The organism is Desulfotomaculum sp., from assembly GCA_003513005.1.
In the GTDB taxonomy this organism is placed as follows: Bacteria; Bacillota; Desulfotomaculia; order Desulfotomaculales; family Nap2-2B; genus 46-80.
In genome coordinates, this window is the sequence record DOTD01000092.1 from 57,241 (window position 1) to 71,842 (window position 14,602).

General features: G+C 46.7%; 12 protein-coding genes and 3 riboswitches. Of the genes, 1 reads left to right on the forward strand and 11 read right to left on the reverse strand.

Features of this window, described 5'->3' with window-relative positions; genetic code table 11:
* Positions 1-34 precede the first annotated feature (34 nt).
* From DEH07_11950 to DEH07_12000, 11 genes are all read right to left on the reverse strand, one after another.
* Positions 35-253, reverse strand: a complete 219-nt coding sequence (locus tag DEH07_11950) for a heterodisulfide reductase subunit A (protein ID HBY05192.1) — start codon at positions 251-253, stop codon at positions 35-37.
* A gap of 52 nt (positions 254-305) precedes the next feature.
* Positions 306-1,100, reverse strand: a complete 795-nt coding sequence (locus DEH07_11955) for a formate dehydrogenase accessory sulfurtransferase FdhD (GenBank protein HBY05193.1) — start codon at positions 1,098-1,100, stop codon at positions 306-308.
* A 17-nt stretch (positions 1,101-1,117) separates the two neighbouring features.
* Positions 1,118-2,269, reverse strand: coding sequence for a Fe-S oxidoreductase (locus DEH07_11960; protein HBY05194.1), 1,152 nt, complete (start codon positions 2,267-2,269; stop codon positions 1,118-1,120).
* 29 nt (positions 2,270-2,298) lie between these two features.
* Positions 2,299-2,838: a (4Fe-4S)-binding protein gene (locus tag DEH07_11965; protein ID HBY05195.1), complete on the reverse strand. Its 540-nt coding sequence runs from the start codon at positions 2,836-2,838 to the stop codon at positions 2,299-2,301.
* Positions 2,831-4,792 (reverse strand): aldehyde dehydrogenase, encoded by a 1,962-nt coding sequence (locus DEH07_11970; GenBank protein ID HBY05196.1) that lies wholly within the window; start codon positions 4,790-4,792, stop codon positions 2,831-2,833. Before DEH07_11970 ends, DEH07_11965 begins: the two co-directional genes overlap by 8 nt.
* Positions 4,793-5,529: 737 nt before the next feature.
* Positions 5,530-5,844 carry a hypothetical protein gene (locus DEH07_11975; protein ID HBY05197.1) on the reverse strand — a complete coding sequence of 105 codons (315 nt, stop codon included), beginning with the start codon at positions 5,842-5,844 and terminating at the stop codon, positions 5,530-5,532.
* 75 nt (positions 5,845-5,919) lie between these two features.
* A riboswitch (molybdenum cofactor riboswitch) is annotated at positions 5,920-6,039 on the reverse strand.
* A gap of 109 nt (positions 6,040-6,148) precedes the next feature.
* Positions 6,149-8,077 (reverse strand): molybdopterin biosynthesis protein, encoded by a 1,929-nt coding sequence (locus tag DEH07_11980; protein HBY05198.1) that lies wholly within the window; start codon positions 8,075-8,077, stop codon positions 6,149-6,151.
* 9 nt (positions 8,078-8,086) lie between these two features.
* Positions 8,087-9,325 (reverse strand): molybdopterin molybdenumtransferase MoeA, encoded by a 1,239-nt coding sequence (locus DEH07_11985; GenBank protein HBY05199.1) that lies wholly within the window; start codon positions 9,323-9,325, stop codon positions 8,087-8,089.
* Positions 9,326-9,510: 185 nt separating this feature from the next.
* Positions 9,511-10,194: an ABC transporter gene (locus DEH07_11990; protein ID HBY05200.1), complete on the reverse strand. Its 684-nt coding sequence runs from the start codon at positions 10,192-10,194 to the stop codon at positions 9,511-9,513.
* Entirely contained in the window at positions 10,191-10,889 is a 699-nt protein-coding gene (locus DEH07_11995) for a tungstate transporter permease (protein HBY05201.1), read from the reverse strand. Before DEH07_11995 ends, DEH07_11990 begins: the two co-directional genes overlap by 4 nt.
* A 30-nt stretch (positions 10,890-10,919) precedes the next feature.
* Positions 10,920-11,819, reverse strand: a complete 900-nt coding sequence (locus tag DEH07_12000; GenBank protein HBY05202.1) for a tungsten ABC transporter substrate-binding protein — start codon at positions 11,817-11,819, stop codon at positions 10,920-10,922.
* Positions 11,820-11,930: 111 nt separating this feature from the next.
* A riboswitch (molybdenum cofactor riboswitch) is annotated at positions 11,931-12,051 on the reverse strand.
* A gap of 251 nt (positions 12,052-12,302) precedes the next feature.
* Positions 12,303-12,422, forward strand: a riboswitch (molybdenum cofactor riboswitch).
* A gap of 226 nt (positions 12,423-12,648) precedes the next feature.
* Here DEH07_12000 and DEH07_12005 point away from each other — a divergent pair.
* On the forward strand, positions 12,649-14,490 hold the full coding sequence (locus DEH07_12005) for a hypothetical protein (GenBank protein HBY05203.1): 1,842 nt from the start codon (positions 12,649-12,651) through the stop codon (positions 14,488-14,490).
* Positions 14,491-14,602 lie beyond the last annotated feature (112 nt).

Sequence of the window (14,602 nt, forward strand, 5' to 3'; positions counted from 1 at the left end):
GCCGGCCGACCTCGACCAGTTTTGGCGCGAGTATTCACATGGAGCAGTCGTTGGTCGGAAAGGTCTTGTCAAGCTGAGCCATGTGGCCGCCAATACTGGGGGCCTTCTCAACAAGGTAAACCTTAAAACCAGCGGCGGCAAGATCAAGTGATGCTTGAATGCCGCTGATTCCGCCACCAACAACCATTACGTCTCCAAATTCTTTTTCACCGCAAAGCCGGGAAATCTGTTCTACAATTTGTTCTTTTTCCACTTTCCTTCCACCTCATCAGGTATTAAGTTCCCGTACGTCCGGGTAACCTTACTTAATTTGTTGCACAGCCAAGTCGCTCCGGGTGGGAATACACCGACAGGCGATTTCCACGCGCATGGCCAACCAGCGTGATACCCAGTTCTTGAGCAAGTAAAACAGCGCCCCCCGTCGGCGAATGACGGGAAACAACCAACGGGACCTGCATCTTTGCCACCTTGAACAGCATTTCCGATGAAATGCGGCCGGTGCTCAATAAAATTGTATCTCTGGTCGGCAGTTCTTTGAGCAGGCATTCGCCCTGGATCTTGTCCAGTGTGTTATGCCGTCCAATATCCTCAGACACTACAAGCAGATTCTTGGTATCGGACAAAGCCGAGGCGTGCACACCGCCGCTAAACCGGTACAAATCCATCCGATCCTGAAACTGCTTTAATAGTGAAAACACTTCCTTCGGCGCAATGACCAGCTCCGATTCAACCTTTTTCCCCTCGGTCTGAAAAGCATAACCGCCGCCGCAGCCGGAAGTAAGTTTCCGTTTTTTCGGCGCTTCAAATTCGGGGTCAGCCAGCCTCACGTCGACTTCGGATTCATCGTCACACACCCGCATCATCGCCACATCTCCCATGCCCGAGATAATTCCCTCTGAGTACAGGAATCCGAGGACGAGAAAATTGAGCTTGGTCGGAGTGCACAGGATAGTAACCAGTTCCTTCTGATTGACATAAATAGTCACTTCCCTTTCGCTGGGAACATAAACCGGAACCTTGACCCATCCCTTTTCTGAAAAGCGATCGCAGGTTACTTCCAACGCCAACTTCGCAGCCGCTATGTCAATCGCTTCCTGCATGTTTGGCTCTCCGTCCTTTAAATAACTTCTTGAATGACCTCTGTGATGTCTTTGATCTCGATGACTTCATCAAAATTCATAACCAGTCTGCTGTCCTCAAAATTGGTGATGCAATAGGGACAGGTGGTAACCAGAACCTCGGCGCCGATTTCGACAGCCTGTTCCAGCCTGAGGTTGACGAACCTTTCTTCCTTGGGGGTTTCCATCCAGATCCTGCCTCCGCCCATACCACAACAGAAGCTGTCTTCCCGCGTCTCGGGCATTTCGCTCAGTTCCAAGCCGGGTATTTTCTTCAGGGCCTCCCTGGGTTCGTCATATATGCCGTTATGCCGGCCCAGGTAACAAGGATCATGATAGGTAACTTTCTTTGCGAACTCTTTGCTGATCTGAATCTTTCCCTCATCAATCAGTTTAAATAAAAGCTGGGAGATATGGATGATCTCGAAGTTCACCGAAAAATCGGGATACTCGTTCTTAAACGTGTGGTAACAATGAGGGGAAGAAACGACAATTTTCTTCACACCGTGATCAATAAAGTTTTTTATATTTTCCCTGGCCAGGCGTTTAAATAAATCCTCATTGCCTGTTTTGCGGATACTTTCTCCACAGCAACTCTCCTTTTCGCCCAGTATCCCGTAGTCTACTCCGGCTTTATTGAGTACCTTTGCCGTGGCCTGCGCTACCTTCTTTAACCGTGCGTCATAGCTCAAGTAGCAGCCGGGGAAATATAAATATTCCATCCCTTCCTCGAATGTTTTTACGGATAACCCTTTTGCCCAATCCGCCCTCGCATCACGGGGTTCGCCGAACGGGTTTCCATCCGCTTCAAGGCAGGAGCTTACACCGCGGACAGGTTTGACAGCGGTGGGGAAAACACCATATCCTGCGGCCATCCTGCGCAGGGCTTTCATATCTTCTATCTGCTTTACTTCCCTGGGACACTTCAAAGCGCATCTTCCGCAGGTAGTACAGCGCCAGATCTCTTCATTTTCGATCTCGGTCAAACCGAATGCAGCTTCCCGGATCAGCTTGCGCATGCTGAACTGCCTGACCTTGTTCCAGGGACAAAGAGTATCGCATTTTCCGCACTGGTAGCAGAATTTAACTGCTTCTCCGCCGTAACCTTTTATTTCATCTATAACCTCTTTGAAGGGGGCTACAGTCTCCACGTTTTTTCCTCTTCTTTCCCATTAAAATTCTAGCTCTTCTGTGACATCCTGCTAATGATTTCTACAACCTTGTCTATTCCATGCTTGTCCGCCAAAGATTGAATTCCTATCTCAATTTCGTCTATCTGAACAGTCTCTTCGACTTCCTCTTCCCTTTCTTCATAGATCAGGGCGTCGTTTATGCACCACTGAACACAAAGCGGCTTTTCCTGCGGCGGATCGTCTTCACACATATCGCACTTTAAAGGAAGGCCGGAATCGGGTTCATGGAAAAGCGTCCTGGAAGGGCAGGCAGCCCTGCAGAAACCGCACTCGTCGTACTCTCTTCCTTCAATTATATATTTGTCTCTGCCCATACATTCGGCCGGAGTATATTCACCGGCGTAAACAGGAACAAATATGTCTTTCAGCGGATGACGCATCAACCGGATACGGGACCTCTCCGGATTAGTAGTGCTGTATTTCGGTTCAGCGTGAAAGGCGGAGCAAATCGCCTCGCACGCACGGCAGCCATTGCATTTTTCAATATCGACCGTGATTCTTTTGATTTTCTTCTTAACTTTACTCATTTTTTAAGATCCCTCTTTTTTCCAAGTCTTCAGCAACATAACCCAGATCTATTTCCTGCAGATACTCTTTTGTGGGAATACCCCGTTCATCCCATCCCCTGAATTTGTAGTAAACGTCCAAGAGTTGATTTTCAAGTTCGGGGAACCTCTTTCTCCAATGATCTTCCGGCGGCTTTTCGTCCGCCCTGGTCATGCCTCTTCTCACATTGATAGCTCTGATCAAGGTCCGGTTTCTCCTGGCCGCCTGAGTCATTGACTCTTCATCCATATCGACTCCGGTCCCCGCCGAGAAGAAACGCGGGTAATTGTGTATGTGATAGGGAGGCTTCAAGGGGAATGACGACAGACCGGCGCATATCCCGAGGGCGTCATCGATGTAATGCATTCTTTCCATCCAGTCAACCAGTTCAGCGGCAATTTCAGGAGTCGGGTACAGGGGGTTCGAGTTTTCTCCGCGTGCGTTCCAATCCAGGAAATATTTTTTAAACTTTTCATCAGGGACCTGGATCCAGTCGCTGACAAACTCCTCTCTCGATTCCATAGTCGGGAAGGGCTCCTGGGGAAACTGCCCTTCAATCTGCGTAATATTTATTTTTTCACCCGTACTATACATAAGGAAATAAACGGGGTTCAGCATTCCTAACTTGAGAGGAAGCTGTTCATGTTTCTTAATGTTATTATGAGCGTACTCTTGTGCGCCCTTGCCAATTGCCTGGGCAGCCCAGTATGTGCCGTTAGCTAAAATATCTCCTATGCCTTCCCGGCGAACAATCCTGTCAAGCAGCCAGTAAAATCTTCCTTCCGTATCGGACGGCATTCCCGGAAAGTCTGCTTCAGTTAAAATACCGGCTTCAAGAAGTTCAAGGGCGAAGGCCATAGCCTGCGGGCAGGTGAATCCGTCCACGCCGTACTCCGTGGCCATCTGGGCGATTTTAAAGCCAAAGGCCAGGTCGGAAAAGGCAGCCATTGTATAAGTAAGTTTCGAAAAGCATTTCATCATGTAGTTCGGACTTCCCGGTACGGAAATCAGACCTCCGCATTTCATCGGGCAGTTATAGCAGCTTATCAGACGCCTCCGGACACTTTCTTGAACCGACGTCCACTGTTCTTCCACTTCCTCGGTCCAGAAGTCTTTTCTTCTGGTGCGGACATTCCCCCACATAAAACCGGCGGTATGCCATTTTTCATCAACCAGCAACATCTCTTGCGGCGAACCCAAGTTCTGGAAAATGGCCTCTACATTCTTAATTGGATGATCTGCACGGTATTTGATATAGTCCATCACACCGTTGCATTCTTTGATAAAATCAGCTGGCCGGGCAATATTGACGTCTTTTGTTCCGCGAACAGCTACCGCCTTTAGACCTTTATCGCCCATTACGGCGCCTACCCCTGCCCGGCTGCAGCTGGACCTGCCCTGCTCTATTGAGGCATACCAGACTTTGTTTTCACCGGCCAGACCGATAGCGGCCACGTGGGCTTTCGGTTCATTTAACTCTTCTTTAATAAGCTCCTGAGTTTCAACAGCGCCTTTGCCCTTTAAATGAGAAGCGTCACGTATTTCCACCTTATCATTGTTGATCAGCAAATAGACCAGTTTGTCGGACTTGCCGCGAATGATCACTTTGTCAAAGCCGGCATACTTCAATTCAGGCGCAAAAAAACCGCCCATCATTGAATAGGCCATTAACCCGGTCTGGGGTGAAATGGTAGAAACAATGGTCCGGTTAGCGCCGGTAGCAAGTGTGCCGCCTAAAAGGCCGGCGCTGAAAATAAGCAGATTTTCAGGAGAAAAGGGCTCGATTTCGGGGGGAACCCTGTCCCACAAAATCTTAGCGTTAGTACCCAAGCCCCCCATATAAAGTTCGGTCCATTTCGGGTCGGATTCTACCCTTTCAATGTTTCCTGTTGATAAATCAACTTCTAAATAATACCCTGTCTCTGCGTACCTCATTTTTAAACCCCTCTACATATCTTTTTAGCCCCGCTGGGTATCTCCGCAGCCAAGCTCTAAGCTGCGCAGGTTGATAATTATTGGTCACCATCGTGCTTAATTAAACAAATCTTCGTACTGTTTGTCAACACATACATTATGCACTTAATGGCCTTCGCTTCCACATTCCCTAAACTTTTCCGCAATAAGCTCAGAAATTTTCCAGCCTGGTTAATCATTCATTTTCCTGCCCGCCGAAATCTCTTCAGCCAACAGTAAAACAAACACGCGGATGAAATACTAAAATACCCCCTCTTTATCTTTCTTACTTAAAGATAACCTGCCTGAAAATGAGGATACTTTGGCTTCAGCGCTTCTAAAAGTTCTTCCCGCCCTTATTTTTTACGGAGCGAATAATTAAACTCCGGACGGGGGTAAATCAGGATGGAAAAAAGACTAAGGAATATAAACCCTGCTTTTTTATTTTTGCAATTCCCCCTTTCTTTTTAAAAACCATTTAAAAATGAGCCTTTAACACTTTTTAAGAGTAACTCCAACTTATTTCCTTATAAAAATAGTAAAATATCTGAATTTAAAAGAAAATAGCTAAAAAGAATGAGTAAGGGTTTAAATAAGATTGAAAAAGGGAGTAACCTATTAGGACTAGTCCTTAAGCATGAAGGAAAGCCATACAAAATATGTAGGTTTTTAACCGAGGGGTTTTCAAGTAACAAAATAATTTTCAATGACAGACGGCGTCAACCCACAGAAACTTCTTCCTTTGTTAGTACTTCCAGTGATTTTTTCGCCTGCATTCTTGTTTCGTATAAAGGGTCATCCAAAAAAGGCCTGATGTAACCGGCGAGGGAAGCATCATGAAACTTAGTTAACATTTTAATGGACGCCAATCTGATATGATGGTTTTTTCCTTTTAATCCTTCCAACAAAGCATTCTTTGCTTCTTCTCCGCCTATTTCATATATTTGCCGCGCTATTTGGTCGCATTTTGGCCAGGGAGCTTCCAATAAATTTTGACCCAGCTTTAAGAGTTGATTATGTTTCATCAAGTTCATGATATTGTCCTCCTTGTAATTATGCTTTATACAAGAAAAAGCTTTGCCCAAATGCAAAAAGGACAAAGCTTCACTTTATCAAAGCTGTCTTCTCCTTTCCGCAATGGGAGGCGCAGGAGTTTCCCCCTACACCCTGTCGGCCTGGCCGCCATGCTTTTTTAACAAGGCCTGCCAAACTCGGAGACATTATACATATTATATACTATAATTAAGACAAATTCCCTGCAAAAAAGTGAAAGATTTTTAAAGCAGCGATATACGCTGCTTGTTAGGTAACATGATCTATAGTCTTAAAACCAAAATTTTATTCACTGCTTTTCCACATGATTTTGCCGCAGTCCCTAAGATCGTAACCAGCCAGGGAACTGACTTCCTTCTTAAAATCCGGACTTTCGATTACGCTGAGTAGTCGCTTGATATAGCGGGTTTCCCAGTGTTCTTCCGGAATGCACAGGTCATAGCGCTCCTCTCCGAGGCTGATAAAATCAAGGTTCAAAGCGTTTGCCGCAGCCTGGATACCAAGAGCGCAGTCCGCCTCTCCTGCCGCAACGGCAGCCGCAACCGCCATATGAGTGTATTCCTCCCGGTCATAACCCTTTATCTTATCCGGCGATATTTCCTTTTGTTTAAGGCTGTAGTCCAGCAGCACGCGCGTTCCGGCGCCGTTTTGACGGTTGACGAAAATTATATCCTGCCTTGTTAAATCTTCAAGCCCTGAAATGCTTTTTGGATTTCCCTTTTTAACAATCAATCCCTGCTGTCGATAAACAAGGTTTACCAGAATTACTTCTTTTTTCGGCAAGTAGCGTTTTAAATAGGAAACGTTATACTCGCCGGTTTCTTCATCTAAAAGATGTATGCCCGCGCAATGCGCCTCGTTCTTTCTTAAAGCCGTGAGGCCGGCCAGGCTGCCGACGTGTGCGCTGGAAACGGACGCCTCCGGAAAGAACAGCCGCATGTAATTGGCCAGTATATCAAGCGTATTGTCATGGCTTCCGATAATAACAGTAGTCTCCTGCACTTCATGATCAGAACGCAGCAGCTCAACTTCCGTTATTTCTCCTTTAGCAATCCCTTCCGAGAACCTGGGCACGCGGACAACTCCGTCAGCCCGTATTAAAGACATAACTACCCCGGCCCCCCTGGTTACCGGCGTCGCTATTACATGATCGCCGACACGCCCCAGCTTGACCCGGACAAATTCCTCAACACCAAGCGATGAATACAGTTTCCTGGACATCAATGCATTTATCTTTTCCCGCGGGGGAGGAATCAGGGCTTGCTTGTAATAAATGATTCTTTTAACAAACAGTTCGGCGCAGAGGTAAGCTGACACGGGATAGCCCGGTATTCCGATAACCGGTTTGTTTTCAATTATCCCAAGTATAACAGGCTTGCCCGGCCTGATGGCGACCCCGTGCGCCACAACCTTGCCCATCCTGCTGATGACTTCGGAAGTGAAGTCCTCCCTGCCGGCTGAGGAACCGGCGTTGATTAAAACCAGATCGGCTGTTTTTACAGCGGCCGCCAGGGCCTGCTGCAGCATCTGCGGATCGTCTTTGATAATTTTCCGGCGCTGAGCCAAACCGCCCCATTCTTCAATCATCGCTGCAAAAACTCGAGAATTGAAATCAATTATTTTACCCGGCGCAGGTTCAGCGCAGGGCTCAATTATCTCATCTCCGGTGGGAATTATAGCTGCATAAGGCTTTGGACGTACAGCGATTTCATTTACCCCACCGGCCAGCAAGCCGGCTATATCTATCGGCCTAACCCTGTGGTTGGAGGGAATAATCATTTCAGTGGCGACTATATCCTCTCCTACTACCCTGACATGCTGCCAGGGATAAGCCGGTTGAATTATTTCTATAATGCCTTCTTTGACCGGATGGATATCTTCAATCATAATCACGGCATCACAGCCCGCCGGCAGGGGGTCTCCTGTGTCAACAGGTATCGCGTCTATCTCCGAACGGAGTTGAAGAGGGGAAGTTTCTTTTGCGCCAAACGTGCTCGCCGCCATTACGGCATATCCGTCCATTGCCGCAGAATGGTAGTGAGGAGATGAACCCTTTGCATAGACCGGCTGCGCCGTAATTCTGTGAAGAGAATTTTCCGCCGGGATAAGCTCGGGCGGCGCAGGTTTTAAAGCGCCTATTTTGTCCAGTTCTTGAAGGTATTTTTCAATTGCTTTCTCCAAGGGTATATCTTCGAGATAAATATTTCGCCCCATCTTTTTCTCCTAAAACAGCTTTATTCTGACAATCTCCCCCGCCTGAACGCCCTCTTTGCCGGCAGGTATTCTAGCCAGGCCGTCTGCGTTAACCAGCGTACTGATTAGGCCAGACTTACCCAGAACAGGTTCAGCGCAAAGTTCGCCCTCTGCAGAGACCAGCCTTACCTGAACGAAATCATCCCGGCCGGGGGCTGAGCGAAGGTTGCGTGTAATCCTGGCGCATACGGGAAATTCCAAAAACTCTTCATTTTCTTTCGGGTAGCTTCCCAGTCTGATCAGCGGATCAATCAGAAGGTAAAAGACTACCAGAGCTGAAGCCGGGTGTCCCGGAAGGCCAAAAACCGGTTTTCCAGAAACTACAGCCCCGATGGCAGGTTTGCCCGGCTTGATGGCGAGACCATGAAAAAGTACCCCCGGTTTGCCGAGCGAACTTATTGCCTGTACAGCCATGTCCTTCGTCCCAACGGAACTTCCGCCGGTGAGCAGTACAATGTCGTTATCTTCAACCGCCAGGGCAAGCAGCCCGTGTATTCTCTGAAAGTCATCACCGGCTATGCCGTATTGTACCGGTTCACCGCCAGCTTCGACAATAGCTCCAAAAAGCGAATATGAATTGATGTCCCTGACCTTTCCCGGGGGAGGTTTCTGATCGGGAGGAACAATCTCGTCACCAGTTGAGATAATGCCCACGCGCGTCTTGCAGAACACTTCTGCTGAAGTTACTCCGGCAGCGGCTAAGACTCCCAGGTCCTGTGCTTTTATGCGGTTTCCGGGCTGAAGAACAGGACTGCCGCAAACAACATCCTCGCCTTTTAAGATCAGGTTTTCGCCAGGCGCCACAGGTCTAACAACACCTATAGTATCTTCGTCAAGGTTCTCGGTATACTCTACCATCACCACTGCGTCTGCGCCCTGCGGCAGCATACCGCCCGTAGCAATTCGCCACGCCTTGCCCGCTTCCAGTCTTCCCATGGGTTCCTGGCCCATCAAAACCTCCCCTGCAATTTCCAGGTAAGCCGGCAGCGACTCGGAAGCGCCGAAAGTATCCCGGGCGCGCACTGCAAATCCATCCATTGTGGAGCGTGTAAAACCGGGCAAATTATCACCGGCGAATATTTCCTTGGCCGTACGCCGGCCCAAAGCCTCTAAAAGAGGAACTATTTCAATTTTTTGCTGCCGGATATATTCTTCCCAAATGATTCGCCGGGCCTCACACACGGTTGCTACTTTAAAAAGTTCTGTCATTTTTTCTCCCTTTACTTGCCTGATTGCCGCTGTCAGCAACAAATCCAAGTCTATTTTGACACAACTGGCGATCGGTTTTCAAGGTTCACAGAAAATTTTTGGCCGCCACAGCCGTTTTTTGGCTATGAATTGGATTCCCAGCCATAAATCGAGCTTTAACCAGGCAATACCATTTGGCGCAGATATTAGCCAGGATTGTTTTGAAAGGTTAAAAACTCACGGTTAATAATTTCTCCGTCTTCCATATGGTAGATGCTGTCAGATACTGCTGCGGCCTCTTTCCTGTGGTGAGTTATCATTACCGTTGCGATTTTTTCCGCTTTTAGTGTTTTACCAATTTCATCAATTAATCCCTGGCGCATTTCCCTGTCCAGGTTGGCAAATGGTTCGTCCAGAAAAATGATTTCCGGTTTCAAAATTAAAGCCTGGGCAAGGGCTACACGCTGGGCTTCTCCTCCCGAAAGTGAACGGGCACGCCGTTTGGTAAGGTGGGTAAGTTTCATTTTCTCCAGCCAGGGATAGATCCTTTTCTCCCTTTCTCTGCGGTTCATGCCGCGATACTTCAGTCCAAGCTCCAGGTTTTCTATTACCGTCAGGTCGAACATCATTGGTTTTTGAAAGACCACAGCTATTCTCCTGCGCAATTCAAAAAATGACTGATCCTTAACATTCTTACCGAATAAAGAGACTGTTCCGGCAGTAGGCTCCTGCAATGCCGCCATGACGAACAGAAGGGTGCTTTTTCCCGCCCCGTTGGGACCTGTCAAACAGATCGATTCTTCCCTGTCCAAAGAAAAATAGGGAATTTTCAGGATTGTTTTACCCTGAAGCACAAGTGTCAGATCAATTATTTCGACGATTTTGCTCATCGGTTGTTTCTTCCCTGCTGTATAGCGGTTAATATCGCCGTAACACCATAAGCCAGCAGCATCAACAGAATGCTGAGAGCGATAGCGACATCAAAATTGCCTTTGGATACTTCCATTACCGTAGCCGTAGTAAATACCCTGGTCATTCCCTTAATGTTACCGCCGGCCATCATCGAGGCGCCCACTTCGGAAATTACCCCGCCAAAACCGGCCATGACCGCGGCCAGCAAACCCAGCCGGGCCTCTTTTACAAGGGTCCAGGCCATCTGTGTCCGGTTAGCGCCAAGCGCTGTCAGCTGCAGGCGCAGCTGGGGATTAATCTGCTGAATGGCAGCCAAAGTGAGGCTTATGACAATTGGGGATGCGATTACCGCCTGCGCGATGATCATGGCATAAGGAGTATATATCATATTCAAGGATCCCAGCGGTCCTGATCTCCATAAAAAGATACTTACCCAAAGGCCTACGACAACCGGCGGCAATCCCATCCCGAAATTGGCGATACTGACAAGGAAGTTGCGTCCCGGGAATTGGCTTAAAGCTAAAACACTGCCCAGGGGAATGCCGATTAATAAACTGACCAATGTCGCTGCAACGGAAACCTGGAGGGTAAGCAAGGCAACTTCCATTATTTCCGGATCTAGTGTGGCAAGCGCTATTATTGCCTTTATTATACCATTCCAGATCAGTTCCAAAATACATTACCCCCGGACGGTAACATTTATCTACTTACCTAGATCAGCCTCTTTTTTCCCGGCGTCTGGAGTAAACAACTGCTGCCCGTATTTATCTACCCCAAAAGTGGAGATCGTTTTTTGAGTTGCCGGAGAAACCATAAAGTCAACAAAAGCTTTACCGCCATCTGCATTTATATTGGCGAATTTTTCTGGATTAACCTGCATTACATGATAAATATTGAGCAGGGATTTTTCGCCTTCCACTAAAATAACCAGGTGACTGAGGTTCTTTTGCTGGGCCAGGTAAGTAGCACGATCCGTCAGTGTATAACCTAACTTCTGCTCTGCTATAATTAACGTCTGTCCCATACCCTGTCCGGTCTCCTGGTAGGTTGCTCCTGTTTTGGGGGTTATTCCTGCAGATTCCCATAACTTGAGTTCTTTCTTATGAGTTCCCGAATTATCCCCGCGGGAGATAAATATACTGCCCGATTCAGCAATTTTTTTCATAGCTTCGGAGGCAGTTTTTAAGCCGCTTATTTTTGCCGGATCATCTTTCGGCCCTATAATAATAAAATCATTATGCATAACCAGTTGGTAATTGATTCCTGCTCCGCTGTCTACCAGCTTTTTTTCGTCGGCTGGTGAATGGACCAGCAGTACGTCCGCCTCGCCTTTTTCGCCCATAGCCAGCGCCGCTCCCGTACCAACCGCTACGGTCTTAATCTTATAGCCGCTTTGCTTTTCAAATTCAGGAATCAGGACATCCAAAAGTCCGCTGTCCTGAGTGCTTGTTGTAGTAGCCAGAATAACATCAGCAGCTTTATTCCCTTCCGCAGCCTTATTTTCTTCCGCAGCCGGTTTAGGATTTTTGTTTACACAGCCCACCAGGCTCAGCAGAATTAAAAAAGCGGCTGTCAACACTAACCATTTAGTTTTTGAAAACATAAAATCCCCTCCAAAATTAATCTATTGATTGGATTACTACAAACCCCTGCCTCCCGGTCCATTTGATCAAAAAGGCCGAGTCCGCATTCAGAAGCAGACCCGGCCAATTTAAGCCGATCCAATTCATCTCCTTTCCAATGCGGGAGGCGCATCAGTTTCCCTCAGCGCCCATCGTCCTAATATTCATACCACATCGGCTAACAGAACATTAGGATCGGAGATAAGTTTATATTAAAGGATATAATTAGACATTGAAAACCTGTTTTCCTGCTTCGTGAAGAAAACTTTTCCGGATAATAGATATTTTGAAAAATTACAGGAAATACGAACCCGTTTTATCAATCCATCTATACGGGTAAATGGGTCATTTATGAATGTATTTTTTGCAATTGGCTCGTTGAATCATAATAAAAAAAATTTTCCTGTTAGAAGGATTTCAAGCTTTAAATGTAGAAAAAGAAATTTAAGTACAAATAAATAACAATATATTACAATTTTCGAGCTTCTGAACCTAAAGCCGAAGGCTAGGGATCTTGGGCCGATAGAGTATAGCTGGAAACGGTTGTGCTTCCCGATGCGGAAAGAAAATTGGAGTTTTTTTGTGTATTCGGGCTGAACTTTTTCTAAGGTTTAGCTTTTTTATTACACTAACTGTCAGTTGCCTTTCGGCGGCTGGCTTTTTTTATTTATGAATTTTCCAAAAAGGCTGCTGGCCGGGCTTCATCCTAAAGAAGGCGTTTTTATTATATTGTCCTTTTTGGAATGGGTTAGTATGACATGGGTCTTTAAATTAATAAAAAATAAAAAATAAAGGGGTGGGAGGAAAGATATGTCTATCTTTAAAGGGAAAGGAACACGATTTTTTCTGCTGGTTATGTTTTTATTAATGTTTACAGTGTTTTTTGCCACTAAAGTTAGCGCATCATCAACTAATTTAACAATTAAAAAGCTTGCTTCCGACGGTACAACTATAATTTCCGAGGAGACAACACTCAATTATCATAGGCTGAAGGACAACTTACCCGTGATGGGCGACGGGATAAAGCACTATTACCACCAGGGTCCGGTATTTATTGACGATGCTGATGAAGAAACAGAGCAAATGCTCCGTTGGAACCAGGAGGAAAATAAAAACGTCCAGGAAAAGGATATGGGCGCCCTTATGGGTACCAACTTAATAGACCTGTGTGATCTTGTTGGGGGCATGTCGCCAGACGACACAATAAAAATAAAGGCAAGCGACGGTTTTAACAAAACATTTGCCTATAAAAACGTATACGAGTACTCAGACAAAGAAGGACCCATGGTTATTTGCTGGCACAAGGACGGCTTGTATCCTGATACCGGGTACACGGAAGGTATGCGTCTGGTCTGGTTTGCCGATGCTTCAACCAATCCGTGGGGCATCAATGCTTTTGGCAACTGGGACTGGCATGAAGCCGCTGATCCAGAATACTGGTATTATTTCGTGAGTGGCAATGAGAGTTATCCGACAACCACCGGGCTTTCGGTACAGGAAGTTTCTGAGTTAATTATCTACAGCAACGAAAATATCCCGCTAGCGCCTGAGGCGGCTTTTTCTTCCGATAAAACCTCCGGTCAGGCGCCGCTTACAGTTCAATTTACTGATCTATCCACAAATTCACCCGCGTCATACGCATGGGATCTAGACGGTAACGGATCGACTGATTCTACAGAGAAAAATCCATCATACGAGTACAGTGAAGCAGGATCATATACTGTTACGCTCACAGTAGTAAATGCCGCCGGCAGTGATCAGGAAGTTAAAGCTGACTATATTACGGTTACAGCGAAGCCTACCGGCGGCGGTGGCGGCGGTGGCGGCGGCGGCAGCAGCAGCGGCAATAAAACTGTTCCAACGGCTGCGTTCATAGCCGCTCCGGCAAGTGGTGAGGCGCCGCTTATTGTCAATTTCACTGATGCATCCAAAGGCACAACTCCGCTGACTTATGCATGGGACTTTGATAACGATGGCACAGTAGATTCTAATGAGCAGAATCCATCACATCAGTACGATACTGCAGGCGCTTATTCAGTCAAGCTCACAGTAAAAAATGACGCCGGAAGTGATGATGAGGTCAAGGAGAGCTTAATTAAAGTAGAACCTAAAAAGCAAACAGGATTTATTGAATCAAAACAGGCTTTAAACGATATTTCAGGCCACTGGGCTAAAGGAAACATAGAAAAATTAGCAGCAACAGGGGCCGTAAGCGGCTATCCCGACAAAACCTTTAAGCCCGACGCAACCATTACCAGGGCTGAGTTTGTAACAATCTTGGTGAAGGCTTTTGAATTTGCCCCTCAAGCCGGCAAAGTATTTGCTGATACGGCCAGCCACTGGGCTAAAAACTTTATTGCCACAGCAGCGGCCCTGGGTATTGCGGGTGGGTACGACGACAATAACTTTGGTCCGGATGACCTGATTACCCGTGAACAGATGGCTGTTATGATTGCAAAGGCAAAAAAACTTGACCTGATTAATGGAGAGACGGCATTTGCCGACAAGGACAGTATTTCCGAATGGGCTGAAGGAGCAGTATTTGCAGCAGTTACGAACAAGATCATGCAGGGTTATCCTGATAATACATTCCGGCCTCTGGGCAATGCAACAAGGGCTGAGGCTGTGACTGCCATAGTAAAGTCAAAATAAATAAAGGTTATTGATAAATGATTTTTCGTGACGCCTGAACAAGGAAAACCTTGTAAAAACCGGAAGGGGGAGTGAAGTTAGTCGAACTTTAAAATAAGAAGATCAAAAATGT